This is a genomic window from Herbiconiux flava (assembly GCF_013409865.1).
Taxonomy (GTDB): domain Bacteria; phylum Actinomycetota; class Actinomycetes; order Actinomycetales; family Microbacteriaceae; genus Herbiconiux; species Herbiconiux flava.
Genome location: NZ_JACCBM010000001.1, coordinates 768,737 through 791,311 on the forward strand (window position 1 = coordinate 768,737; position 22,575 = coordinate 791,311).

General features: G+C 68.2%; 29 protein-coding genes. 7 read left to right on the plus strand and 22 right to left on the minus strand.

The features are described 5' to 3' along the window. Positions 1-79: 79 nt before the first annotated feature. The 13 genes from BJ984_RS03600 to BJ984_RS03660 form a co-directional block, all read right to left on the minus strand. Positions 80-367, minus strand: coding sequence for an HU family DNA-binding protein (locus BJ984_RS03600; RefSeq protein ID WP_022897485.1), 288 nt, complete (start codon positions 365-367; stop codon positions 80-82). A gap of 103 nt (positions 368-470) precedes the next feature. Further along, complete coding sequence (gene rpsN, locus BJ984_RS03605) at positions 471-776, minus strand: 30S ribosomal protein S14 (RefSeq protein WP_179546873.1); 306 nt, start codon at positions 774-776, stop codon at positions 471-473. Between the two features lie 4 nt (positions 777-780). Further along, positions 781-948, minus strand: coding sequence for a 50S ribosomal protein L33 (gene rpmG / locus BJ984_RS03610; protein ID WP_022897487.1), 168 nt, complete (start codon positions 946-948; stop codon positions 781-783). Beyond that, positions 948-1,184: a 50S ribosomal protein L28 gene (gene rpmB, locus BJ984_RS03615; protein ID WP_173182131.1), complete on the minus strand. Its 237-nt coding sequence runs from the start codon at positions 1,182-1,184 to the stop codon at positions 948-950. The genes rpmG and rpmB overlap by 1 nt, the downstream gene beginning before the upstream one ends. A 146-nt stretch (positions 1,185-1,330) precedes the next feature. Beyond that, positions 1,331-1,717 carry a Fur family transcriptional regulator gene (locus BJ984_RS03620; protein ID WP_179546874.1) on the minus strand — a complete coding sequence of 129 codons (387 nt, stop codon included), beginning with the start codon at positions 1,715-1,717 and terminating at the stop codon, positions 1,331-1,333. Beyond that, positions 1,714-2,601 carry a metal ABC transporter permease gene (locus tag BJ984_RS03625; RefSeq protein WP_173182129.1) on the minus strand — a complete coding sequence of 296 codons (888 nt, stop codon included), beginning with the start codon at positions 2,599-2,601 and terminating at the stop codon, positions 1,714-1,716. Before BJ984_RS03625 ends, BJ984_RS03620 begins: the two co-directional genes overlap by 4 nt. Further along, positions 2,598-3,452, minus strand: coding sequence for a metal ABC transporter ATP-binding protein (locus BJ984_RS03630; RefSeq protein ID WP_271206384.1), 855 nt, complete (start codon positions 3,450-3,452; stop codon positions 2,598-2,600). The genes BJ984_RS03625 and BJ984_RS03630 overlap by 4 nt, the downstream gene beginning before the upstream one ends. A 72-nt stretch (positions 3,453-3,524) precedes the next feature. Continuing rightward, on the minus strand, positions 3,525-4,442 hold the full coding sequence (locus BJ984_RS03635) for a metal ABC transporter solute-binding protein, Zn/Mn family (protein ID WP_271206385.1): 918 nt from the start codon (positions 4,440-4,442) through the stop codon (positions 3,525-3,527). Between the two features lie 63 nt (positions 4,443-4,505). After that, a complete protein-coding gene (locus BJ984_RS03640) occupies positions 4,506-5,912 on the minus strand; it encodes a dihydrolipoamide acetyltransferase family protein (RefSeq protein ID WP_179546876.1) in 1,407 nt (468 codons plus the stop codon). 36 nt (positions 5,913-5,948) lie between these two features. Further along, entirely contained in the window at positions 5,949-6,974 is a 1,026-nt protein-coding gene (locus BJ984_RS03645) for an alpha-ketoacid dehydrogenase subunit beta (RefSeq protein ID WP_179546877.1), read from the minus strand. Next, a complete protein-coding gene (locus BJ984_RS03650) occupies positions 6,971-8,092 on the minus strand; it encodes a thiamine pyrophosphate-dependent dehydrogenase E1 component subunit alpha (RefSeq protein WP_179546878.1) in 1,122 nt (373 codons plus the stop codon). The genes BJ984_RS03645 and BJ984_RS03650 overlap by 4 nt, the downstream gene beginning before the upstream one ends. Then, positions 8,089-9,183: a histidinol-phosphate transaminase gene (locus BJ984_RS03655; RefSeq protein WP_179546879.1), complete on the minus strand. Its 1,095-nt coding sequence runs from the start codon at positions 9,181-9,183 to the stop codon at positions 8,089-8,091. The genes BJ984_RS03650 and BJ984_RS03655 overlap by 4 nt, the downstream gene beginning before the upstream one ends. Before the next feature lie 22 nt (positions 9,184-9,205). Beyond that, positions 9,206-9,811 (minus strand): GNAT family N-acetyltransferase, encoded by a 606-nt coding sequence (locus BJ984_RS03660; RefSeq protein WP_179546880.1) that lies wholly within the window; start codon positions 9,809-9,811, stop codon positions 9,206-9,208. A 39-nt stretch (positions 9,812-9,850) separates the two neighbouring features. Between BJ984_RS03660 and BJ984_RS03665 the strand changes: the two genes are divergently transcribed. From BJ984_RS03665 to purB, 3 genes are read left to right on the plus strand one after another with little or no spacing between them, the layout of a single operon-like run. After that, entirely contained in the window at positions 9,851-10,255 is a 405-nt protein-coding gene (locus BJ984_RS03665) for a phage holin family protein (RefSeq protein WP_173182123.1), read from the plus strand. A 12-nt stretch (positions 10,256-10,267) separates the two neighbouring features. Then, complete coding sequence (locus BJ984_RS03670; protein ID WP_179546881.1) at positions 10,268-10,795, plus strand: low molecular weight protein-tyrosine-phosphatase; 528 nt, start codon at positions 10,268-10,270, stop codon at positions 10,793-10,795. A 35-nt stretch (positions 10,796-10,830) separates the two neighbouring features. Next, positions 10,831-12,216: an adenylosuccinate lyase gene (gene purB / locus BJ984_RS03675; RefSeq protein ID WP_179546882.1), complete on the plus strand. Its 1,386-nt coding sequence runs from the start codon at positions 10,831-10,833 to the stop codon at positions 12,214-12,216. Between the two features lie 54 nt (positions 12,217-12,270). Here the strand turns inward: purB and BJ984_RS03680 are convergent, their stop codons facing one another. Genes BJ984_RS03680 through BJ984_RS03690 form a run of 3 tightly spaced genes read right to left on the minus strand, consistent with a single transcriptional unit; the run spans position 12,271 to position 15,292 of the window. Beyond that, positions 12,271-12,522 (minus strand): hypothetical protein, encoded by a 252-nt coding sequence (locus tag BJ984_RS03680; protein WP_179546883.1) that lies wholly within the window; start codon positions 12,520-12,522, stop codon positions 12,271-12,273. Continuing rightward, on the minus strand, positions 12,519-13,109 hold the full coding sequence (locus BJ984_RS03685; protein ID WP_179546884.1) for an HdeD family acid-resistance protein: 591 nt from the start codon (positions 13,107-13,109) through the stop codon (positions 12,519-12,521). The genes BJ984_RS03680 and BJ984_RS03685 overlap by 4 nt, the downstream gene beginning before the upstream one ends. Before the next feature lie 38 nt (positions 13,110-13,147). Continuing rightward, on the minus strand, positions 13,148-15,292 hold the full coding sequence (locus BJ984_RS03690) for an MMPL family transporter (RefSeq protein WP_179546885.1): 2,145 nt from the start codon (positions 15,290-15,292) through the stop codon (positions 13,148-13,150). A 75-nt stretch (positions 15,293-15,367) separates the two neighbouring features. Between BJ984_RS03690 and BJ984_RS03695 the strand changes: the two genes are divergently transcribed. Next, positions 15,368-15,871: a MarR family winged helix-turn-helix transcriptional regulator gene (locus BJ984_RS03695; RefSeq protein ID WP_246306426.1), complete on the plus strand. Its 504-nt coding sequence runs from the start codon at positions 15,368-15,370 to the stop codon at positions 15,869-15,871. A gap of 130 nt (positions 15,872-16,001) precedes the next feature. Next, positions 16,002-16,427: a hypothetical protein gene (locus BJ984_RS03700; RefSeq protein ID WP_179546886.1), complete on the plus strand. Its 426-nt coding sequence runs from the start codon at positions 16,002-16,004 to the stop codon at positions 16,425-16,427. A 163-nt stretch (positions 16,428-16,590) separates the two neighbouring features. Here the strand turns inward: BJ984_RS03700 and BJ984_RS18525 are convergent, their stop codons facing one another. Then, entirely contained in the window at positions 16,591-16,845 is a 255-nt protein-coding gene (locus tag BJ984_RS18525) for a DnaB-like helicase C-terminal domain-containing protein (RefSeq protein WP_373877386.1), read from the minus strand. Positions 16,846-16,918: 73 nt separating this feature from the next. Between BJ984_RS18525 and BJ984_RS03710 the strand changes: the two genes are divergently transcribed. After that, positions 16,919-17,737, plus strand: a complete 819-nt coding sequence (locus tag BJ984_RS03710) for a hypothetical protein (RefSeq protein WP_179546887.1) — start codon at positions 16,919-16,921, stop codon at positions 17,735-17,737. A 345-nt stretch (positions 17,738-18,082) separates the two neighbouring features. Further along, positions 18,083-18,805 carry a reverse transcriptase family protein gene (locus tag BJ984_RS03715; protein WP_179546888.1) on the plus strand — a complete coding sequence of 241 codons (723 nt, stop codon included), beginning with the start codon at positions 18,083-18,085 and terminating at the stop codon, positions 18,803-18,805. A gap of 154 nt (positions 18,806-18,959) precedes the next feature. Here BJ984_RS03715 and dnaB read toward each other — a convergent pair whose 3' ends face one another. The 5 genes from dnaB to rpsF all read right to left on the minus strand — a co-directional run bounded on the left by dnaB (position 18,960) and on the right by rpsF (position 22,403). Continuing rightward, a complete protein-coding gene (gene dnaB / locus BJ984_RS03720) occupies positions 18,960-20,333 on the minus strand; it encodes a replicative DNA helicase (RefSeq protein WP_173182114.1) in 1,374 nt (457 codons plus the stop codon). A gap of 394 nt (positions 20,334-20,727) precedes the next feature. Then, a complete protein-coding gene (gene rplI / locus BJ984_RS03725) occupies positions 20,728-21,180 on the minus strand; it encodes a 50S ribosomal protein L9 (RefSeq protein ID WP_173182113.1) in 453 nt (150 codons plus the stop codon). A gap of 11 nt (positions 21,181-21,191) precedes the next feature. Continuing rightward, positions 21,192-21,455, minus strand: coding sequence for a 30S ribosomal protein S18 (rpsR, locus tag BJ984_RS03730; RefSeq protein ID WP_022895757.1), 264 nt, complete (start codon positions 21,453-21,455; stop codon positions 21,192-21,194). Between the two features lie 30 nt (positions 21,456-21,485). Next, positions 21,486-22,025: a single-stranded DNA-binding protein gene (locus BJ984_RS03735; RefSeq protein ID WP_179546889.1), complete on the minus strand. Its 540-nt coding sequence runs from the start codon at positions 22,023-22,025 to the stop codon at positions 21,486-21,488. A gap of 6 nt (positions 22,026-22,031) precedes the next feature. Continuing rightward, the gene (gene rpsF / locus BJ984_RS03740) at positions 22,032-22,403 is read right to left on the minus strand and encodes a 30S ribosomal protein S6 (protein WP_216851677.1); all 372 of its coding nucleotides are present in this window, start codon (positions 22,401-22,403) and stop codon (positions 22,032-22,034) included. Positions 22,404-22,575 lie beyond the last annotated feature (172 nt).

Here is a 22,575-nt window from a genome sequence, read left to right on the forward strand (position 1 = left end):
ACGGCCGCAACGCCGGGTGCGTTAACAGCGGAAGGGCGGCGGCCGAAGCCGTCGCCCTTCTGAGCTGGTGGTGAAGCGACTACTTGGCAGCAGCCTTCAGCTTCGAACCGGCCGAGATCTTGACCGAGTGACCGGCCGGAATCTCGATGGTGGCGCCGGTCTGCGGGTTGCGGCCGGTGCGAGCGGCGCGCGAGGTGCGCTCGACGGCGAGCCAGCCCGGGATCGTGACCTTGGTGCCCGAGGCGACCGAGTCGGCCAGCGTCGAGAAGAGAGCGTCGAGCACCTCGTTGACGGAAGCCTGCGTCTGGCCGGAAGCGGCGGCGACGGCTGCGACGAGCTCGGTCTTGTTGAGTGACTTGTCAGCCATTTAAGGTGTCCTCCTCGGACCTCTTCGCTACCTGGGTAGCTCTTTCAGTGGAACGGTCCCGGCCACAGGGCCAGTTCGGTTGGTCGGTACGACCGTGGGTAATTTACCAGCTGGACTTCGTAATGCCCGGCAATTCGCCCCGGTGCGCCATGTCGCGGAAGCGGACACGGCTGATTCCGAACTTGCTGAGGTTTCCGCGGGGGCGGCCGTCGACGGCGTCGCGGTTGCGCACGCGGATCGGCGACGCGTTGCGCGGCAGCTTCTGCAGGCCGAGGCGGGCGCTCTCGCGCTCCTCGTCGGTGGAGGTCGGGCTGACCAGGGCCTTCTTCAGCTCGAGGCGCTTCGCGGCGTACCGCTCCACGATGACCTTGCGCTGCTCGTTCTTGGCGATCTTGCTCTTCTTAGCCATGTGTTTACCGCTCCTCTCGGAAGTCGACGTGCTTACGGATGACCGGGTCGTACTTCTTCAGCACGAGACGGTCGGGGTCGTTGCGACGGTTCTTCTTGGTCACGTAGGTGTAACCGGTGCCCGCCGTCGAGCGGAGCTTGATGATGGGACGGACGTCCTGCTGCTTTGCCATTAGATCTTCTCCCCACGAGCGAGGAGGTCCTTGACGACCGACTCGATTCCACGAGCATCGATGACCTTGATGCCCTTCGCCGACAGGGTCAGCGTGACGTTACGGCGAAGCGAGGGCACGTAGTACTTCTTCTTCTGCACGTTCGGGTCGAAGCGGCGATTGGTTCGCCGGTGCGAGTGCGAGATGTTGTGACCGAAGCCGGGAACGGCTCCTGTCACCTGGCAGACTGCTGCCATTGCTTCCTCCATTTGGTTACCGTGAGACGAGCGTCTCACCCAAGATGACTTGTCGACAGGCCCGTCTCGTGACGGCCCCGCAGAGGGCGGAGGATTCCACCCAACCTCGCTAGCTTACACCATCGCCCGGCGGGGCTCGAAAGCGATCAGGGGATGGGCACGCAGGCCGAGCAGAACCCGAAGATGTCGACGACGTGCTCGGGCCGGCTGAAGCCGTGCAGGGTCGCCGTGCGCTGCGCCCACGACTCGACCTCGTCGGCCTCGATCTCGACCGTGAGACCGCAGCTGCGGCAGATCAGGTGGTGGTGGTGCGCCAGCGAGCAGGCGCGGTAGAGCGCCTCGCCCTCGGGTGACTGCAGCGAGTCGGCCTCGCCCTCCTGGGCGAGATCGGAGAGCGCGCGGTAGACGGTGGCCAGACCGATCTGCGAGCCCGAGTTCTTCAGGGAGGAGTGCAGGCTCTGCGCGCTGACGAAGCCCATCTGGGTTCCCAGGGCGCTCCGCACCGCCTCGCGCTGCCAGGTGTTCCTCTTCACTGCATCACCGTCCTCGTGTTCAACGGTACCCGCCCCGACAGGCCCCGACGTCGGCGCCGCCAGGACACCAGGCGGCAGATCAGGTAGATCGCGAACGAGATGGTGGTCACGTAGGGGCTGATCGGCACCGAGGCGCCGAGCGCGAGCATGATCCCGCCAACGAGCGACAGCACGGCGAACAGCGTGCTGAGCAGCGGCACGACGACGGGCGACGACGAGAGCCGCAGCGCGGCGGCGGCCGGCGTGACGAGGATCGAGAGCACCAGCAGCGAGCCGACGATCTGCACCGAGACCGCGACGGCGAGCCCGAGCAGCAGCATGAACACGATCGACAGTCCGCGCACGGGCACGCCTCGGGCGGAGGCGACGTCGGCGTCGGCGCTGGCGAAGGTGAGCGGCCGCCAGACGAGCAGCAGCCCGAGCACCACGACGATCGAGATCGCGATCAGCGAGTTCAGCCGCGGGTCGTCGACGGCCACGATCTGCCCGGTCAGCAGCCCGAACTTGTTGGCCGACCGGCCGGGGTAGAGCGAGAGGCAGAGGATGCCGAGCCCCAGCCCGAACGGCATCAGCACCGCGATGATCGAGTTGCGGTCGCGCGCCCGCGAGCCGAGCAGCCCGATGATCAGCGAGGCGATCAGCGAGCCGATGATCGAGCCCTCCACGACCCCGATGCCGAACAGCAGCCCGGCCGCGGCGCCGGCGAACGAGAGCTCGCTGATGCCGTGCACCGCGAACGCCATGTCGCGCGACATCACGAAGACGCCGATCAGGCCGCCCACGACGCCGAGCACCGCGCCCGCGATGATCGAGTTGCGCAGGAGCACCACGAGCTCGCCGTAGTTCGCGAAGTTGAAGACCTCCGACCAGATGTCGCCGTTCACGGCAGCCCTCCGAGGAGCCCGGGGGAGGGCCGGTGGTCGTGGTCGTCGTGGTGCGCGAGCTGGTCGTCCGGATGCCCGTGGGCCCCGTCGGGCGTGCCGACGACGATCACCCGGCCGTGCGTGCGGATCACGTCGACCCGCGAGCCGTAGAGCTCGCTCAGCACCTCCGAGCGCAGCACCTCCTCCGGCGTGCCGATCCGGAAGCCGCCACCGGCCAGGTACAGCACCCGGTCGACCATGTCGAGGATCGGGTTGATGTCGTGGGTGACGAAGAGCACGCCGAAGTCGCGCTCGCGCCGCTGCCGGTCGATCAGCTCGCTGACCGCGCGCTGGTGGGTGAGGTCGAGCGAGAGCAGCGGCTCGTCACAGAGCAGCAGCCGGGGTTCCCCGGCGAGCGCCTGGCCGATGCGCACGCGCTGCTGCTCGCCGCCCGAGAGGGTGCCGACGCCCACGTTCGCGTAGTCGGTGGCGCCGACCCCCTCGAGCAGGGCGTCGACCTCGCGGCGACGGGCCGCGGAGGGAAGGGGCACGCCCCAGCGGTGCCCGGAGAGGCCGAGAGCCACCAGGTCGCGGGCGCGGAGCGGGGTGCCGTCGTCGGCGAGCTTCTGCTGGGGCACGTAGCCGATACGGCGGTCGCCGCGCCGGCCGGGCGCCCCGAGGAACGACACCGACCCGCCGCTCAACCGCTGCTGCCCGAGGATGACCTTGAGCAGGCTCGACTTGCCCGAGCCGTTCGACCCGAGCACGGCGATGAACTCGCCCGGCTGCACGTCGAGGTCGAGCCCCGACCAGAGGGTGCGGGGCCCGAACGCGAGGCTCGCGTCACGCAGGGTCAGCACCGGGTCGGTCACCTTGACACCCTACTGCCGCGGGCGGATCGGCCGACCGCCGGGCCCGAGCGGCAGCCCGAGCCCGACCGGCGCCTAGCCGAGGGCGTCGGACACCGCCTTCAGGTTCGCCGTCATCCACTCGACGTAGTCGACGCCGTCGGGGAGGGTCTCGGTGACCGGCACCGCCGGGATGCCGTTCTTCTCCGCGGCCTCGAGCACCGCATCCGTCTGCGGGCCGCCGGTCTGCTCGTTGTAGACCAGCACGTCGATGCTCTTGTCGTCGAACAGCGCGAGGGTCTCGTTCAGCACCAGCGGCGGCACGTCGGTGTCCTCCTCGATGGCCTCGCTGAACTCATCGGGCGTCCTGTTCGCCAGGCCCGCCGCGTCGAGCAGGTACAGCGGCACCGGCTCGGTGATGGCGACGCCGGCGCCCTGGTGCGCCGAGGCGATGTCGGCCTCGCCGCTCTCCAGCGTCGCGAGCTGCTGCTTGAGCTCCTCGCCGTTGGCCGAGAAGACGGATGCGCTGCCCTCGTCGAGCGCGCTCAGCTCGGTCACCAGCTGATCGACCAGCTTCTGCATCGTGGGGAAGTCGTACCAGAGGTGCTCGTTGAACTCGCCCTCGGCCGGCTCGGTGTCGTAGCCCGAGATGTCGGTGACGTTCAGCACGGTCGCGCCGGAGTTCTCGGCGGCCGAGAGCATCGTGTCGACGAAGTCGTCGTAGCCGCCGCCGTTCTCGATCACGATCTGCGCCTTGGAGAGCGAGAGCTGGTTCTGGCCGTCGGCCTGGTACTCGTGCGGATCCTTGTCGGGGCTGTCGATGATCGAGGTCACCGTGGCGGCGTCGCCGGCCACCGCCTCGGCGATGCTGCCGTAGACGTTGGTGGAGGCGACGATGCTGATGCCGTCGGAGGAGTCGGCGGTGGTGTCGGCCGAGCTGCCGGACGAGCATCCGGCCAGGCCGAGGGCGAGCACCGCGGAGGATGCGAGGACGGGGAGGAGTCGAGAGGTCACAGCCCCCACACTATTGATAGTGATTATCAATAGCAAATCTGCGCGGACGTGCGGCCGTCGAGCTCAGTCGAGCAGCAGCGCCGGCTCCTCGAGGATCGAGGCCACGTCGGCGACGAACCGGCTCGCCACGTCGCCGTCGACCACGCGGTGGTCGAAGCTCGCGCCCACGGTCGTGACGAAGCGCGGGCGCACCTCGCCGTCGACGACCCAGGGGCGCTGCTTGATGGTGCCGAGGGCCACGATCCCGACCTCGCCGGGGTTCAGGATGGGGGTTCCCGTGTCCATGCCGAAGACGCCGATGTTCGTGATGGTAATGGTGCCGTCGGCCATGTCGGCGGGGGAGGTGCGGCCCTCCCGCGCGGTCAGCGTGAGCTGCTCGAGCGACTCGGCGAGGGTGCGCATGGACATGTCCTGCGCGTCCTTGATGTTCGGCACGATCAGCCCGCGCGGCGTGGCCGCGGCGATGCCGAGGTTCACGTAGTTGCGCACGATGATCTCCTTCTCGGTGAACGCCGAGTTGACCATGGGGTTCCGCTGCACCGCCCAGATGATGGCCTTCGCCATGATCAGGAGCGGCGAGATCTTGACGCCGGTGAAGTCGGCCGAGGCCTTCAGGCGCTTGACGTAGTCCATCGTGCGGGTGGCATCCACGTCGACGAAGAGGCTCACGTGCGGGGCGGTGAACGCGCTCGCCACCATGGCCTTCGCGATCTGCTTGCGCATGCCCTTCACGGGGATGCGCTCCTCGCGCTCCGGCGCCCACTGCGGCGTCTCGATGTTGTGGAACACCTTCGCCTGCTCGGCGTGCCGGATGACGTCGTCGCGGGTGACGTCGCCGATCAACCCGGTGGGGGTCACCTCGTTGAGGTCGACCCCGAGGTCTTTCGCGAGCTTGCGGATCGGCGGCTTCGCGATCACGGGGAGCCCCGGGATCGGCTGCTGCACCCGGGCGACCCGCTCGGCCGGGCGGGCGCCCTCGGGGGTCTCGCCGATGGCCGGGATCGCACTCGTGCTGCGGCGCGAGGAGCGGCGACTGGCGACGTGGCCCTTGATGCCGTAGCCGACGAGCACCGCGCCCGGCTTCTCCTCCGCACCCGGTCGCTCGGCGGTGGCGGTGCGCTCGGCGGTGGCCACCATCGACTCGGTCTCGGTGAGGTCGGCCGAGGGCACCACGCGGATGGGGGCGGGCGGAGCATCCTGAACCGGCGCCGCCGAGCCCGCCGGGGCCGCGGCACCCGACGACACCGTGATGATCGGCGTGCCGACCTCGACGGTCGTGCCCTCCTCGACCAGCACGCTCTCGACGGTGCCGGCGAACGGCGAAGGCAGCTCGACGAGCGACTTGGCGGTCTCGATCTCGACGATCACCTGGTTCACCGTGACGGTGTCGCCCGGGGCGACCTTCCACGAGACGATCTCGGCCTCGGTGAGGCCCTCGCCGACATCGGGGAGGTTGAACTGCGACGACATGGGTTCTCCTGACGTACCTGGTCGGATGCGGATGGCCTAGTAGGCCATCACGCGGTCGACGGCTTCCATGACGCGGTCGGCGTCGGGCAGGAAGACGGTCTCGAGCTTCGCGGGCGGGAAGGGGGTGTCGAAGCCCGCCACCCGCAGCACGGGGGCCTGCAGCGAGTAGAAGGCGCGCTCGGCGACGGTCGCGGCGATCTCGGAGCCGACGCTGACGAAGCCCGAGGCCTCCTGCGCCACGACGAGGCGGCCGGTCTTGGTGACCGAGTCGATGATCGGCCCGTAGTCGATCGGGCTGATGGAGCGCAGGTCGATCACCTCGACGCTGATGCCCTCGCCGTCGGCGATCTCGGCGGCCTGCATGAGCACGCTCACCATCGCGCCGTGCGCGAGCACCGTCACGTCGCTGCCGACCCGCACGACCCGGCTGGCGTGCAGCGGGGCGGCCGAACCGCTGAAGTCCACCGGGCCCTTGGGCCAGTAGCGGCTCTTGGGCTCGAAGAACATCACGGGGTCGTTGGAGCGGATCGCCTCCTGCATCATCCAGTAGGCGTCGTTCGGGGTGGACGGGCTCACCACGCGGAGGCCGGCGGTGTGCGCGAAGTAGGCCTCGGGGCTCTCCTGGTGGTGCTCGACGGCGCCGATGTGCCCGCCGTAGGGCACCCGGATGACCACGGGCATCGAGAAGGCGCCACCGCCGCGGTTGGTGAGCTTGGCGAGCTGGCTGGTGATCTGGTCGAAGCCCGGCCAGATGAAGCCGTCGAACTGGATCTCGCAGACCGGTCGGTAGCCCCGCATCGCGAGGCCGATGGCCGTGCCGATGATGCCCGACTCGGCGAGCGGGGTGTCGACGACGCGATCGGCGCCGAACTGAGCCTGCAGGCCCTCGGTGACGCGGAAGACGCCGCCGAGACGGCCGATGTCCTCGCCCATCAGCAGCACCTTGGGGTCGTCGGCGAGCGCCTTGGCGAGGCCGAGGTTCAGCGCCTTCGCCATCGGCAGCTCCTGCACCTCGGGGGCGGCGGCTGCGGTCGTCGGGTTCGACGGGTTCACGGTGGTCATGCCTGCTCCTCCTGGAACGACGCCTCGTAGCGCTCGAGCCACAGCTTCTGCTCGGTCATCACCGGATGCGGCTCCGAGTACACGTGGTCGAACATGGTGCCGATCGGCGGGGCCTCGAGCACCAGCGTGCGGGCCCGGATGTCGGCCGCGAAGTCGTCGGCCTCGGTCTTCACGCCGTCGAAGAAGGCGTCGCCCTCGCCGAGTGAGCGCAGGTACTTCTCGAACCGCACGATCGGGTCGCGCTTCACCCAGAACTCCTGCTCGGCGTTCTCTCTGTACTTCGTGGGGTCGTCGGAGGTCGTGTGCGCCCCGATGCGGTAGGTCAGCGCCTCGATGAACTGCGGGCCGCCGCCGCCGCGGGCGTCGTCGAGCGCCTTCGCGGTGACCGCGTAGCTCGCGAGCACGTCGTTGCCGTCGATCTGCACGCTGGGCACGCCGAAGCCGCGGGAGCGGAGGTACAGCGGCACGCGCGACTGCACGCTGACCGGCACCGAGATGGCCCACTGGTTGTTCTGCAGGAAGAACACGTTCGGCGTCTGGCTCGAGGCGGAGAACACGAAGGCCTCGCTGACGTCGCCTTGCGAGGTGGCGCCGTCGCCGAAGTAGCAGAGCACGGCCGCGTCGACCTCGGGGTCGCCGGTGCCGACCACTCCGTCGCGCTGCAGGCCCATGGCGTAGCCGGTGGCGTGCAGCGAGTGCGAGCCGATCACCAGGCAGTAGCCGTGGAAGTTGCCGTTGGTGGGGTCGGTCGGGTCCCAGCCGCCGTGGGTGTTGCCGCGCAGGAGCTCGACGATGGCGAGCATGTCGATGCCCCGCACCAGACCGACCGCGTGCTCGCGGTAGCTCGGGAAGAGGTGGTCCTGCGGGCGCGCGGCGAAGGCCGAGCCCACCTGGGCGCCCTCCTGGCCGTGGCTCGGCACCCAGAGCGCCATCTGCCCCTGCCGCTGCAGGTTCGTGGCCTCGCCGTCGAAGCGGCGCACCACCACCATCTTCCGGTAGAAGTCCTGCAGGTCGGTCTCGCTCAGGCGGTCGAGATAGGAGCGGTACTCCTCGGCCGACTCGGTCGGGGCGAACTCGCCCTCGACCGAGAGGAACTGCACCGTCGGGGTCTCGGTCATCGGAGGATCCTCGCTATCTCGTCGGCGGCGGTGAGCACGTTCTGCACGCTCTCCTCCTCGCCGATCGTCAGTCGGACGCCGTCGGGCAGATAGCCCCGGGCGATGATGCCGTGCCGGCGGAACACCTCGAGCACCTCGGGAGTGCGCTCGCCCACCGGGAACCAGACGAAGTTGCCGTGCGGCTTCGGGATGCCCGTCCAGCCCTGCTCGAGCAGGGCCTCGTAGACGGCGTCCCGACGCACCGCGATGTTCGCCACCCGCTCGCGCAGCTCGTCGCCGCGGTCGAGCGACGCGAGCGCGGCCACCTGGGCGTGGTCGGTGAGGCTCAGCGGCACGATCGTGGTGCGGGCCGGCGCGAGCACGTCGGCGCGACCGATGCCGTAGCCGATGCGGAGGCCGGCCAGGCCGTAGGCCTTGGAGAAGGTGCGCAGCACGACGAGGTTCGGGTACCGCCGCACCAGCGCCCGGCCGTTCACGGCTTCGGGGTCGGTGACGAACTCGGCGTAGGCCTCGTCGAGGACGACCAGCACATCGGTGGGCACCTTCGCCATGAAGGCCTCGAACTCGGCCTTCGTCACGACGCTCGAGGTCGGGTTGTTGGGGCTGCAGACGAGCACGAGGCGCGTGCGATCCGTGATCGCGGCGGCCATCGCGTCGAGGTCGTGGCGGTGGTCGGCGGTGTTGGGCACCGGCACCGCGGTGGCTCCGGGGAGCACCGTCATCCACGGGTAGACCTCGAACGAGCGCCAGGAGAAGACGACCTCGTCGCCGTGGCCGGCGGCGGCCATCGTGAACTGCATCAGCAGCGCCACCGATCCGGCGGCGACGATGACCTCGTCGGGCTCGACCCCCCACTCCTCGGCCAGGCGCGCCGTGATCTCGGGGGCGGCGGCGTTCGGGTAGCGGTGCAGCTGCCGGGTCGCACGGTCGACGGCCTCGAGCACACCGGGCAGCGGGTCGTAGGGGTTCTCGTTCGACGAGAGCTTGAACCCGGTCGGCGCGGCCTGGCCCTGCCGGTACGCGGGCAGCGCGAGGATCTCGGGGCGCATCCTCACCGGAACGGCGGGGGCTGCTTCGGAGCCGGAGGTCATCCGTCCAGTGTAGTTCTCGGTCTCATCCCGCCTCGGGAATATGCTCCGGGCGGTGCTCCCGCGCGAGCATCGCGTAGACGAGGGTGTCGGTCCACTCGCCCTTGAAGTGCTCGTCCTCGACGAAGAGGGCCTCCCGGCGCATCCCGAGCCGCTCCAGCAGGGCGGCGGATGCGCGGTTCCTGGCATCGAGGCGGGCGATCACGCGGTGCAGCCCGAACCCGGCGAAGGCCAGGTCGAGAACGGCCCGGGCGGCCTCGGTGGCGTAGCCGTGCCCCTCGGCGTCCCGGGCGATGGCGTAGCCGAGCTCGCCCCGGGCATCCGCCTCGCTGTCGAACTTGAGGAGCACCTCGCCGATCACCCGGCCGCCGTCGACCTGCCCGACGTCGTCGCGGAGCTGGATGGCGAGCACCAGCCATTGGCCCTCCTCGGTCACCGCGCCCTGGCGGGTGCGGGACTCGATCGCGGCTTCGGTCTGCTCCCGCGTGCGCACGGGCCACGGGATGTAGCGCACCACCTCGGGGTCGGAGTGGTACCGCAGGAGGTCGTCGAGGTCGCTCCCGCGATGGGGGCGCAGGGCGAGGCGGGCGGTCAGGATCGGGTACTCCGGCTGCCAGGGCAGGTTCACCATGCCTCGACTCTGCACCACGCAGCTGGGATAGTGGGGGTCATGCGCAGATTCCTGGTCTCCCTGGTCGTCAACGCGATCGCCCTGTGGCTCACCACCCTCATCGTCGCCGGTGTCAAGATCGACCCGATCGGCGACGGCGGCACCGTCGAGCTCATCGTCAGCTACCTCCTGGTGGCGCTGGTCTTCGGCATCGTGAACGGCATCATCGGCAGCATCATCCGGGTCGTGGCGTTCCCCCTCTACATCCTCACCCTCGGCATCATCTCGTTCTTCGTGAACGCGCTGCTGCTCTGGCTCACCTCGGTGTTCACCGGCCTGTTCGGCTTCGGCCTCACCCTGGCCGGCTTCTGGTGGACGGTGCTCGGCGCCCTGGTGCTGGCCATCCTCTCGGCCATCATCGGCGCGATCCTCCGGCCCCTCGCGGGCCGCCGCGACCGCCGATGAGAGACTAAGGGCATGTCCCGCGAGCCCGACGATCCCCCCGAGGCCGCCTTCCGCATCTGCATGGTCTGCACCGGCAACATCTGCCGCTCCCCGATGGCCGAGATCGTGCTGCGCGACCTCGTCGAGAAGGCCGGGCTGTCCGGCCGCGTCGTCGTGAGCTCGGCGGGCACGGGGGAGTGGCACGTCGGTGAGCACGCCGACCCGCGCACGGTCGCCTCGCTCGAGAGCCGCGGCTACGACGGCAGCACCCACCGAGCCCGCCAGTTCGAGCCGGCCTGGTTCGACTCGCTCGACCTCGTGGTGGCACTCGACCGCAGCCACGAGCGGGTGCTGCGCTCCTGGGCCCGAACCGAGGAGGACCGACAGAAGGTGCGCCTGCTGCTCTCCTTCGACGCCGACTACGCCGGGCGCACCGACGTCCCCGACCCCTACTACTCCGACGCCGCCCTGTTCGACTCGGTGCTCGCGATGATCGAGCACGCCGACCGGGCGCTGTTCCGGCAGCTCGAACCCGCGTTCCGGCAGCCGGCCGCATCCTGAACCCCGCCCTCCACACCGAAAGTCCCCGCCCCGCCATGCCTCCTCTGCCCCCTCAGCCGATCAGCCCCCTCGACGGCCGCTACCGCCCCGCCGTCACCGAGCTCGGCGAGTTCCTCTCCGAAGCCGGCCTGAACCGTGCGCGCGTGCGGGTCGAGATCGACTGGCTGCTGTTCCTCACCGAGCACCGGATGTTCGGGGCCACGCCGCTCGAGCCCCAGCTCGCCACGGAGCTGCGCGCCGTCGTCGACGACTTCGGCCAGGCCGACATCGACCGCATCGCCGAGCTCGAGGCGACCACGCGGCACGACGTCAAGGCGGTCGAGTACTTCGTGCGCGAGAAGCTCGCGGCACTGGAACTTAACGACATCGCCGAGCTCACCCACTTCGGCTGCACCAGCGAGGACATCAACAACCTCAGCTACGCCCTGACCATCCGCGACGCCGTCGAGGGTGTCTGGCTGCCGGCCTTCGAGCGCGTGATCGCCGAACTCCGCCGCCAGGCCGTCGAGTACCGCGACGAGCCGATGCTCGCGCACACCCACGGCCAGCCCGCGACGCCCACCACCATGGGCAAGGAGCTCGCCGTCACCGTGCACCGGCTCGAGCGCGTGAAGGCGCAGATCGAGGACACCGAGTTCCTCGGGAAGTTCAGCGGCGCCACCGGCACGTTCGCCGCCGACCTGGTGGCCGACCCCTCCGCCGACTGGCAGCGCATCTCGCGCGAGTTCGTCACCTCGCTCGGCCTCGTCTGGAACCCGCTGACCACCCAGATCGAGTCGCACGACTGGCAGGCCGAGCTCTACAACCGGATCAGCCACGCCAACCGCATCCTGCACAACCTCTGCACCGATGTCTGGACCTACATCTCCATCGGCTACTTCACGCAGATCCCGGTCGCCGGCGCCACGGGCTCCTCGACCATGCCGCACAAGGTGAACCCGATCCGCTTCGAGAACGCCGAGGCGAACCTCGAGCTCTCCAGCGCGCTGCTCGACTCACTCGCGGCGACCCTCGTGACCTCGCGGCTGCAGCGCGACCTCACCGACAGCACCACCCAGCGCAACATCGGCGTCGCCCTCGGCCACTCGCTGCTGGCGCTCGACAACATCCTCGGCGGCCTCGGTCAGATCTCATTGAACCGCGATGCGCTGGCCCGCGACCTCGACGAGAACTGGGAGGTGCTCGGCGAGGCGATCCAGACCGTCGTGCGCGCCGAGATCACCGAGGGGCGATCGCAGATCAGCGACCCCTACGCGCTGCTGAAGGAGCTCACCCGCGGGCGGCGCATCGGGCAGGCCGAGCTCGTGGCGTTCGTCGAGGGGCTCGACATCGGCGCCGAGGCCAAGGCGCGGCTCGTGGCGCTCACGCCGGCGGGCTACACGGGGCTGGCGTCGGCGCTGGTCGACCACATCCTCGACTAGGGCTGCGGCTGCGCGGATGCGCGCATGCCCGGCCGGGCCTCGTGGCTTCGTGGCCTAGTGGCCGGCCGGGCCCTGCGGCTCGTCGCCGTCGATCTCGTGCTGCTCGCGGTCGTTCGGCTTGATCGAGAGCGACAGCATCGCCATCACGACGAGCACGACGATGAAGGCGACCCCGAAGAAGATGCCCGCCAGCAGGAACTCCCGCGAGACCATCAGCACCACCAGCCCGACGAAGGCCGAGAGGATGGCGGACAGGACGATCAGCTCGGCCGGCTTCAGCCGGTCGCGCCTCGTTGGTTGGTTCACGATGCCCTTCTGGTGGGTTCAGGCCCGGTCGCGGCGACGGGTGCGGTGGTTCCCCAGCGCAGCGAGAGGCCGCCGATCACGAGGAACAGGCCGATGACGGCGGAGTAGGCCCCGAGCATCCCGACCGCGAAGACGGGGTCGGTGGGGAAGAAGATCAGCACCAGCGCGAAGACCACGGTGAGTGCGCCGACGACCGCCCAGTCGCGGCCGGCCGGGTTCTTGCCCGCCTTCAGGCCCGCGTAGAGCTCGAGGAAGCCGCCGATGGCCGAGTTCATGGTGGCGCAGAACAGCAGGAAGCCGAGGCCACCGGCGTTGAAGCCGAGGGCCAGGGCGCCGAAGAGCACGCTCGCGACGCCCTGCACGAGGAAGACTACCCGGGTCGATCTGACCTCGATCGTGCGCCACGACAGTGCGGCGACGATCAGCCCCGAGACGACCGCCAGCACGCCGTAGGCGAGCAGGCCGACCTGCGCCGAGTGGTTCGGGCTGAAGGTGATGACGAGTGCGGTCACGATGAACGGGATCGCCCGGGCCACGGGCACGCCCCAGTAGGGCGACCGCTCGGTGCTGCGGCGGGTCTCGGTCACTCCGGATGCCTCGTTTCGACGGTAGGGATGCCCCCAGTCTATTTCGCCCCGGCTGAGTGCCGGTCGTGCCCGGCGTGCCGGGCGGGTGCGGGTCCGGCTGCGTGCGCGGCACCCGTTGCGGACGCGGCTCCGGCTGCGGGCTTCGACGGCCACCAGAACCGGTCGCCGGTCAGGAAGACGAGCGCCGGCACGAGCACCGTGCGCACCACGAGGGTGTCGAGCAGCACGCCGATGCAGACGATGACGCCGATCTGGGTCAGCGCGACCACGGGCAGCACGCCGAGCACCGCGAAGACGGCCGCCAGCAGGATGCCCGCACTGGTGATCACGCCACCGGTGCTGCTGAGCGCCCGCACCATCCCCTCCCGGGTACCGTGCTGCCCGGCCTCCTCCCGGGCCCGCGTGGTGAGGAAGATGTTGTAGTCCACGCCGAGCGCCACCAGGAAGAGGAAGGCGAACAGCACCACGTTGGAATCGAACGCCGGGAACCCGAGCACGTTCTGGAACAGCACGTTAGAGGCGCCGAGGCTCGCGAAGAACGTGGCCAGCACGCTGGCGATCAGCAGCACGGGCGCCACCAGCGAGCGCAGCAGCAGGGCCAGGATGACGAAGACGATCGCCAGGATCAACGGGATGATCAGCGCCTGGTCGGCCTCGGAGGCCGTGTTCGTGTCGAGCGCGGTCGCGTCGTTGCCGCCCACCAGGGTGTCGGCTAGCTCGCCTCCGGCGTCGGCGTAGGCACTGCGGAGGGCGGTGACGGTCGCGAAGGCCTGGTCGCTCTCCGGCTCGGCGTCGAGGGTCACGTCGAGGCGGGTCACGCCGGCGGCGCTCTCGCCGGGACGCACGGACTCGACACCGGCCACGCCCTCGGCGAGCGTGCTCGCGTCGGTGACCACCGCATCCGGGGTCAGCACGATCGTCTGACCGGTCAGGCCCGCGTTGAACGACTCGTCGATCACGGCCTGGGCCTTCACCGAGTCGGGCTCCCCGATCAGCTGGTCGGTCTGGGAGAGCCCGACCTGCACGCCGATCAGGCCGAGGGAGAGCGCGCCGATGCCGAGCACGGCGACGATCGCCACGACGGCGGGTCGCTTCGCCACGGCGCGGCCGAGGCGCATCCAGACGCCGGGCTTCCGCGGGTGGGCCGCCGCGTCGGCCTCGCTCTGCACGCGGGGGACGAACGGCCAGAACAGGCCGCGGCCGCAGACGACGAGGGCCGCCGGCAGCACGAGCAGGGCGAACAGGATCGCGATGGCCACGCCCAGGGCGCAGGCGATGCCGAGGGCGCGGTTGCCCGAGAGCTGGGCGAGCAGCAGGGTGAGCAGGCTGAGGGCCACGGTGCCGCCGCTCGCCGCGATGGCGGGGCCGGCGCTCCGCCAGGCGGTGAGCATGGCGGTGTGCCGGTTCTTGACTCGCGTGAGCTCCTCCCGGTAGCGGGCGACGAGCAGCAGGGCGTAGTTCGTGCCGGCGCCGAACACCAGCACCGAGAGGATGCCCCCGATCGACGCGTCGATGGTGATGCCGAGGGGCTCGGCCAGAGCGGTCACCACGACCCGGGCGAGCCCGTCGGCGAGGCCGACGACCGCGAGCGGCACGATCCAGAGCACCGGGCTGCGGTAGGTGACGATCAGCAGGAACGCGACCACCAGCACGGTCACGAGCAGCAGGCGGAAGTCCGCTCCCGCGAAGGCGTTGGAGATGTCGGCCTGGAAGCCGACGGGCCCGGTCAGCAGGGCGGTGAGGCCGTCGACGCCCGGATCGGCGTCGGCGCGGAGCTCGTCGGCGATCGCCCCGACGTCGGCGTCGGCATCCGCTTCGAGGGGGACGGCCACGAGTGCAGCGGCGCCGTCGTCGCTGAACTGCGGCACGACCGCCTGGGGAGCGAGGGAGCCCTCGGCGAGCCGGGCCGCCGCCTCGGTGATCGCGGTGCGGTCGGCCTCGGTCAGGGCGGCGCCACCGCGTGAGTAGACGACGATGCCCGCCGTGGTGTCGGCGTCGGGGAACTGCTCGAGCAGCGCAGTGACCTGCGCGGCCTCGCTCGACTCGGGCAGCCCGGAGGGCGGGAAGGCGTCGCTCTCGCCCTGGGGGAGCAGGGCGATCAGCAGCGCCACGGCGACCGCGGTCAGGGCCAGCGTGACCCAGGCCGTGCCCCGGCCGCTGACGAATCGGGCGATGGCGCGCATGGTTCTCTCTCCTTCGACCTACAAGATCCTTGGTTGCTAAGCAGCTTAACTACATATGGGTTTAGCATGTCAGTCATGACTGATGCCCGCAACTCCTCGAGCACCACCCGGTGGTCGCGCGACGAGCTGCCCGACAGCGGTATGCCCGCCGTCTCCCCGATCTCGCAGCAGCTCCGCGACGTCGACGCCCTCTCGCGGGCCTTCGAGCGCCGCCTGGGCACCGTTCTGACCGTGAATCAGACCGACCTGACCGCGATGGAGCACCTCATCCAGGACGGGCCGCTCACACCGAGCGAGCTCGCGACGCGCCTCAAGGTCTCGACGGCGGCCTCAACCCTCGTGGTCGACCGGCTCGTCGCGCTCGGCCACGCGGAGCGTCACCCGCACGAGCGCGACCGTCGCAAGATCGTGGTGGTGCCGGCCCGCGCGTCGGTCGACCGCACGGTGCAGGAGCTCCTCCCCGTCATCCTCGGCATCGCCGCCATCGTCGACGAGATGCCCGAGGCCGACCGCGAGGTCGTCTCGACGTTCCTCGACCGCGTGGCCTCCGTCTATCGGGCGGCCGTCGCCGCTCCGTAGGCTCCGCGCGGAGGTCGCCTGGCCCGGGTGCGTTGCACCCTCCGCGCTCTCCGCGCCCTCTTGCGGACATGTCCGCTTGCGGGCGTCGGAGACGCCTCCTCGCCTCGGCGCGCCCGCCTAGCGTGATGAGGTGACCCGACACGAACCGAACCCGCCGAGCCCCTCCGGCCCCACCCGCCGCGCCGTGCTGCACGGCGCCTGGGCCGCCCCCGTGGTGCTCGCCGCCGTCGCGGCCCCCGCGGCCGCCGCCTCCACGCCCGCCCCGAAGCCGGCCCTCTCGGTCTACTTCAGCGGCTCCGGCGACTCGGGCTTCATCTTCGTCGAGCTCCTGGGCGCCGACGGCAAGCCGCTCCAGCAGCAGTTCGACATCGAGGGAAAGCCCCGCGGAACCGACTCCTGGGTCACGGTCTTCCGCCAATCGACTCGCGCCGACGGCACCTTCTCGTCGACGATCCCCTCGGGCATCACCCAGGACTACTCCGCCGTCCGCGTCTCGGCGACCGTGCCCGGCTACCCCACCCTCATCTCGCAGGAGCAGCAGCTCCCCTTCTCCTGAGCCCTTCTCGCGGCGCTTGGGCGGACCCACGGAACGGGAGATGTGTCCGGGGCAGCGACGGCAATATTCGCGAAGGTCGGAGATGACCGACTTCCTGTAAGCACGCTGTTAGGGAGTGACAGTTCATGGGAAAGCGCGATAACAGGCGCCCGCAGTTCCTTCGTCATGAGCTTGAACGCTCGGGAGAACTTTGAGCCTCCTGCCTGCGGGTCTCGACCTTCTTGCCGCTCGTCATGAACTGAAGGTTAACGATGACGACGAGCGTCAGGCTGACTCTCCGCTTCAGCTGACGGCAATTCGATCGAATTTTTACGAGCGTCCTGTTGGTCGCGTCGTCGCGGTAGAAGGGCGGCTTGTGGGGTCGGTTAGACCGCCGGTACACGTTGGCCTCTTGCTCGCACGAGGAACATAACGTCATGATGAGCGAACCCTCCTAAGGAGAGAAGTCAGTTTAGACGCGGACCTTCGTCGGGGATGAACGGGGACTAATCATGCATGTCGTCTATCTGAAACTCGACGAGTCTGTCGTGAATGTCTGCAAGACCCATCAGCGGTGCTCGCGTCTTGGCGGATCTCCTTCAGCAGAGTGTGACTGGCGGTGGATTATCGGGGTCGGCGTCGCTGTTTACGAATCATTCCAAGACCTGGATGACCTACGGCAGCGCCTAGATGTTGTGCGAGCAGAAATTCTGTCGCGAACCGGTATCGAAGACGCGCCTCGTATGGCTGGCTTCAGATCCCATGGGTGGCACGCAACAAAGGACGGAGCGGAATTCGCGGAGCCCCTCCTCGCCGAGCTCGATCGCGGTGCCACTTTTAAGGGCCACGTCCGCTACTTAGTTTCATCGGTCGCCTTAGATGCTACAAAAAAGAACCAGGCTTTCGACGCGCTGTTTGTCTCGTTGCTTCGAGTACTGATGCAGCGGTACAGAACCTGGGAACAGATCGACGTCGTATTTGAGGCAGACCAAAGCCCACCTTCCCGTTACGAATCGATCATTGCCAAGGCTCGACCCGGCGCAAACGTAACCGTGAGTGCTGCGCCGAAGGGTGATGCAGGCCTGGCGATGGCCGATTACCTTCTTTACGCAACGCTGAAATACGTGGCGCGTGTAGTGGAATGCTGCCAGGTTCAGGGTTGCCCAGTGTCACACCTTCCACCGAATGCGAATTCGCTCACGTACAGCGATGAAGGTGGCGTGCAGATCGAAGGTCATCTCACCGGGGGTGACTATGCACTTCGCATGTACAAAACCTTCGTTCGCAACATGTCCTCGGTAGTCGAACAAGGGGAACTTCTTGGCCAATGATCGATCTGACGGTAGCCTTACCACGCCGTCCGGGGAAGACGTTTCGGTTGAATTCAACCGTCGAAGCGCATGCCTTCGGGTGAGCGTTGGGCTACCGTCAAGGTGCGATGCCTCGAAAGAGGTATCTGCCATGGTATATATGCTTCCCCGGAGGGCACCTTGATTTCATGGGAGCAATTCTCGGTTCGAATCCAGGTGTGGGACCTGGGTCCGCGGACCGTTGCCGAATGGCGGAATTGGGCACGCGCCAACGAGCGCACTCTATCGTTCCGGACGAAGGGCCGCTGGCGGCAAGCACATCGCGCTTTGGGTCGTTTAGATACGGCACACCGTCAGGCGCGGGGGATGCTTGCAGTTGGATGGACACCGTCGGACGCCGTATATGGATTCATTCGCGGTAGAAACACGAAGTCCGCGGCGACGATACATGCTGGTTCGCGTGCGGCTTTGGCTCTCGACCTTGCGGATTTCTTCGGCCAGATATCCTTCGACCGCGTTGAGGACGTTCTGCGTCTCAATTTCGACTCCCGAGTTTGCGACTGGATTGAAGGCGCATGTTTTCGAGATGGTGCCCTCCCGCTGGGCTACCGCACAAGCCCCGTATTGTCGAACCTCGCCTTTCTAAATATGGACGACATCATCCAGACGATCGCGAACGGGCACGGTGTCCAATACACCCGCTGGGTGGACGATCTGACGTTCTCGGGAGCAGGTGTATCCGATCAATTGCTTTCTGACGTCGGATTTGCGCTCGCCTCCGACGGATGGTCGATCAACGACCACAAGACCAGGTTCATGCGGAGGTCACCGTATGTCCTCGGCCTGTATGTGGGACACGACGTTGACAGGCCCCGGCTGCCACGCCGCCTCAAACAGCGTTTGCTGATCGAGACTTTTCATTTCTCTCGACGCGGTTTTGAGCACTTTTCACACGAAGGCGTGATGTCACCCAGCAGACTATTCGGTCGCGTCGCCTACGCAACCGTCATTGAACCAAAACTTGCCGGGCTTTTGAACGAGCGAATTAGCGCCGGGCACAAGGTTCGCCCGCCATCGGAGAGTCCCTAAGGCACGCTCAGTATGCGGCTGATCGGGAAACGAACAGCAGCAATTCGGCGGTACGAGTTGCTGGCGCGGATCCTCGCTAGTCCGATGACAGCCTTCACCTTGAGCCCGTGATGCGAAGGTTCAAACCCGATGCACAATTCTTGCTCCGGCACACTCAGGCCGGGGGCATGTCCGCGAAGCGGGAGAAGTGGCCGTGGAAGCCGACCGTGATGGTGGCGGTGGGGCCGTTGCGGTGCTTGGCGACGATGAAGTCGGCCTCGCCGGCGCGGGGGTTGTCCTTCTCGTAGGCGCCCTCGCGGTGCAGCAGGATGACCATGTCGGCGTCCTGCTCCAGTGAGCCCGACTCGCGGAGGTCGGAGATGGCCGGCTTCTTGTCGGCGCGCTGCTCGGGGCCACGGTTGAGCTGGGAGAGCGCGATGACCGGCACCTGCAGCTCCTTGGCCATCAGCTTCAGGGCCCGGGAGAACTCCGAGACCTCCTGCTGGCGGCTCTCGACCTTCTTGCCGCTCGTCATGAGCTGCAGGTAGTCGATGACGACCAGCTTGAGGCCGACCTTCTGTTTCAGCCGGCGGCACTTCGCGCGGATCTCGACGAGGGTCATGTTCGGGCTGTCGTCGATGTAGAACGGCGCGTCGTTGATGCGGCCGCGGGTCGAGGCCAGTGTCGTCCAGTCCCGGCCCTCGATGCGGCCCTTGCGCATGCTCTGCAGGGGAACGGAGGCCTCGGCCGAGAGCAGGCGCATGGCGATCTCGGAGCGGCCCATCTCGAGCGAGAAGAAGATCGACGGCATGTCGTTCTTGATCGAGGCGGCGCGGCAGAAGTCGAGCGCGAGCGTCGACTTGCCGAGCGCGGGGCGGGCGGCAACGATGATCATCTGGCCCGGGTGGAAGCCGTTCGTGAGGTTGTCGAGGTCGGCGAAGCCGGTGGGCACACCGGTCATCGAGCCGTCTTTGCCCGCGGCCGCCTCGATCTCGTCGATGGCCGCCGTGACCGCGACGGTGAGCGGCACGTAGTCTTCCGCCTCGACGCCGCCGTTGACCGCGTAGACCTCGGCCTGGGCGTTGTTGACGAGGTCGGTGACCTCGCCCTCGCTGGCGTAGCCCATCTGAACGATGCGGGTGCCGGCCTCGACGAGGCGGCGCAGCACGGCCTTCTCGGAGACGATCTGGGCGTAGTAGCCGGCGTTGGCGGCCGTGGGCACCAGGCCGGTGAGCGTGTGCAGGTAGTCGGCTCCGCCGGCCCGGCTCAGCTCGCCGCTCTTGGTGAGCTCGTCGGTGACCGCGATGACGTCGGTGGGCTCGCCGTGGGAGTAGAGGTTGAGGATCGCATCGAAGATGACCTCGTGCTTGGGGATGTAGAAGTCGACGGCCCGCATGACCTCGACCACGTCGGCCACGGCGTCCTTCGACAGCAGCATGCCGCCGAGCGCGCTCTGCTCGGCGAGCAGGTCGTGCGGCGGGGTGCGGTCGCCGGCGCGGGGTGCGCCCTGGCGCTCTTCACCCGCGAGACCGAGATGGGCGATCGACAAGGTCTGCTCCGCTTCTGCCGCCGGGGCGGCTCTGTTCACTTCTAGCGCCCACCACCGACATCGGCGGTGGTGAGGGGCGCCGGCCCAGACTACGAACGGGCCCTTTGCACAATCAAACCGGCCTGTGGATAAGTCTGTGGAGGATCTGCGCGAAACGCCGACGCCTGTGTGCACAAGGTGTGCACTTCCCTGTGGAGAGTCCGAGCATCCTGAGGGGCAAATGTGGCTTGACCGGGAGTTTCGACATTCCACAGAGTGTGGGTTCGCAGATCCTTCGACCGACACTTGAACCTTCCCCGACACGCCGGTTCCTGTGTACAGATCTGGGGAGAATCCGGGCATGGAAAAGGGGTGTCAGAGCCCGGAAGCTCGTGACACCCCTTCTCGGGTACGGCTACTTGGCCGCGACCACCTGGAGCGAGATCGTCGCCGAGAGGTCATCGCGCAGACGCACGGTCGCCTCGTGGTTGCCCGTCGCCTTGATGGCGTTCGGGATCTCGATCTTGCGCTTGTCGAGCGAGCCGATGCCGGCCTCCTGCACCGCGTCGGCGATGTCGGAGGTCTTCACCGAGCCGAACAGACGTCCGCCCTGGCCCGCCTTGACGGTGAGCTTGACGACGGCGTTCTCGAGCGACTGCTTGAGGTGCTGCGCCTCTTCGATGGTGGCGAGCTCGCGAGCGGAGCGGGCAGCCTTGATCTGCTCGACCTGCTTCTCGCCGCCACGGCTCCACGACACCGCGAAGCCCTTGGGGATGAGGTAGTTACGGGCGAAGCCGTTCTTGACCTCGACGACGTCGCCGGCAGAACCGAGACCGGTCACCTCGTGGGTGAGAATGAGTTTCGACATGCTGCTGCTCCTTAACGGCCTGAGCCGGCGTAGGGCAGAAGTGCCATCTCGCGGGCGTTCTTGACGGCACGGGCGATGAGGCGCTGCTCCTGGACGGAGACTCCCGTGATACGGCGGGCGCGGATCTTTCCACGCTCCGAGATGAACTTGCGAAGGGTCGCGACGTCTTTGTAGTCGATGACTCCGACGCGGATGGACTTCGCCGGGGCCGCGTTCTTCGCGCCCTTGGCGCCGCGGAGCGGCTTGCGGCGGTCGCCGCTTGACTTTCCAGCCATGGTTGATTCCTGTTCTGAAAGAAGAGAAGTTTAGAAGGGGGTGTCGTCGGCGTAGCTGCCGGGCGTGTTCCAGACGTCGTTCCCGCCGCCTCCGTTGGAGGAGGAGGTCGAGGGGGCGCTGGCCGCCCAGGGCTCCTCGACGGCCGACTGGCCGCCGCGCTGACCGCCACCGTTGAAGCTCCCGCCGCCGCCACCGGCACCGCCGCTGGAGGCACGGGTCACCTGAGCGGTGGCGTAGCGGAGCGAGGGACCGATCTCGTCGACCTCGAGCTCGATCGAGGTGCGCTTCTCGCCCTCTTTCGTCTCGTAGGAGCGCTGACGCAGGCGACCGGTCGCGACGACGCGGCTGCCCTTCGTGAGCGACCCGGCGACGTGCTCGGCGAACTCACGCCAGACCGACGCCCGGAGGAACAGCGCTTCGCCGTCCTTCCAGTCGTTCGACGCGCGGTCGAAGGTGCGAGGCGTCGAGGCGATCGTGAAGTTCGCGACCGCGAGCCCGTTCTGCGTGTAGCGCAGCTCAGGATCGGCGGTGAGGTTGCCCACCACGGTGATGACGGTTTCGCCGGCCATGACGGACTACTCGCCGGCCTCGGCCTTGACGGCGGGCTTCGCGGGAGCGGCAGCCTTGCGGGCGGCCTTCTCTGCGGCCAGCTTCGACGCGGCGGCGACCTGGGCCATGCCCTCTTCGGCCCGCAGCACCTTGGTGCGCATGACGGCCTCGGACAGCTTCAGCTGACGGTCGAGCTCCTTGGTCGCGTCGGCCGACGCGGTCAGGTTGACGACGGCGTAGATGCCTTCGGACTTCTTGTTGATCTCGTAGGCCAGGCGACGGCGGCCCCAGATGTCGACCTTGTCCACGGTGCCACCATCCGTGCGGATGACGTTGAGGAACTTGTCGAGGCTCGGTGCCACGGTGCGCTCGTCGATCTCGGGATCGAGGATGACCATGAGTTCGTACTGATGCGTCACAAACCCACCTCCTTCGGACTAGAACGGCCACAGAATCTCTGTGACAGGAGGGTTATGCATCTGTCTCGCACCCGCGTGGAGAGTTCCACTGGGCGCAGGACAACTTCCACACCCTACCAGAAGCACCCATCCGAGCGCTCCTGTGTCAGGG

Bases quoted from the DNA above. Each gene is read 5' to 3' on its own strand.
- BJ984_RS03655 (WP_179546879.1), bottom strand. From the start codon at position 9,183: ATGACCTCCGGCTCCGAAGCAGCCCCCGCCGTTCCGGTGAGGATGCGC.
- rpsF (WP_216851677.1), bottom strand. From the start codon at position 22,403: ATGGTCATCCTCGATCCCGAGATCGACGAGCGCACCGTGGCACCGAGC.
- BJ984_RS03640 (WP_179546876.1), bottom strand. From the start codon at position 5,912: ATGTCGTCGCAGTTCAACCTCCCCGATGTCGGCGAGGGCCTCACCGAG.
- BJ984_RS03650 (WP_179546878.1), bottom strand. From the start codon at position 8,092: ATGACCGAGACCCCGACGGTGCAGTTCCTCTCGGTCGAGGGCGAGTTC.
- BJ984_RS03695 (WP_246306426.1), top strand. From the start codon at position 15,368: ATGACTGATGCCCGCAACTCCTCGAGCACCACCCGGTGGTCGCGCGAC.
- BJ984_RS03690 (WP_179546885.1), bottom strand. From the start codon at position 15,292: ATGCGCGCCATCGCCCGATTCGTCAGCGGCCGGGGCACGGCCTGGGTC.
- purB (WP_179546882.1), top strand. From the start codon at position 10,831: ATGCCTCCTCTGCCCCCTCAGCCGATCAGCCCCCTCGACGGCCGCTAC.
- BJ984_RS18525 (WP_373877386.1), bottom strand. From the start codon at position 16,845: ATGACGTTATGTTCCTCGTGCGAGCAAGAGGCCAACGTGTACCGGCGG.
- rpsR (WP_022895757.1), bottom strand. From the start codon at position 21,455: ATGGCTGGAAAGTCAAGCGGCGACCGCCGCAAGCCGCTCCGCGGCGCC.
- BJ984_RS03600 (WP_022897485.1), bottom strand. From the start codon at position 367: ATGGCTGACAAGTCACTCAACAAGACCGAGCTCGTCGCAGCCGTCGCC.
- BJ984_RS03715 (WP_179546888.1), top strand. From the start codon at position 18,083: ATGCTTGCAGTTGGATGGACACCGTCGGACGCCGTATATGGATTCATT.
- rpmG (WP_022897487.1), bottom strand. From the start codon at position 948: ATGGCAAAGCAGCAGGACGTCCGTCCCATCATCAAGCTCCGCTCGACG.
- BJ984_RS03660 (WP_179546880.1), bottom strand. From the start codon at position 9,811: ATGGTGAACCTGCCCTGGCAGCCGGAGTACCCGATCCTGACCGCCCGC.
- BJ984_RS03670 (WP_179546881.1), top strand. From the start codon at position 10,268: ATGTCCCGCGAGCCCGACGATCCCCCCGAGGCCGCCTTCCGCATCTGC.
- BJ984_RS03645 (WP_179546877.1), bottom strand. From the start codon at position 6,974: ATGACCACCGTGAACCCGTCGAACCCGACGACCGCAGCCGCCGCCCCC.
- rpsN (WP_179546873.1), bottom strand. From the start codon at position 776: ATGGCTAAGAAGAGCAAGATCGCCAAGAACGAGCAGCGCAAGGTCATC.
- BJ984_RS03710 (WP_179546887.1), top strand. From the start codon at position 16,919: ATGCATGTCGTCTATCTGAAACTCGACGAGTCTGTCGTGAATGTCTGC.
- BJ984_RS03735 (WP_179546889.1), bottom strand. From the start codon at position 22,025: ATGGCCGGCGAAACCGTCATCACCGTGGTGGGCAACCTCACCGCCGAT.
- rpmB (WP_173182131.1), bottom strand. From the start codon at position 1,184: ATGGCAGCAGTCTGCCAGGTGACAGGAGCCGTTCCCGGCTTCGGTCAC.
- BJ984_RS03665 (WP_173182123.1), top strand. From the start codon at position 9,851: ATGCGCAGATTCCTGGTCTCCCTGGTCGTCAACGCGATCGCCCTGTGG.
- rplI (WP_173182113.1), bottom strand. From the start codon at position 21,180: ATGTCGAAACTCATTCTCACCCACGAGGTGACCGGTCTCGGTTCTGCC.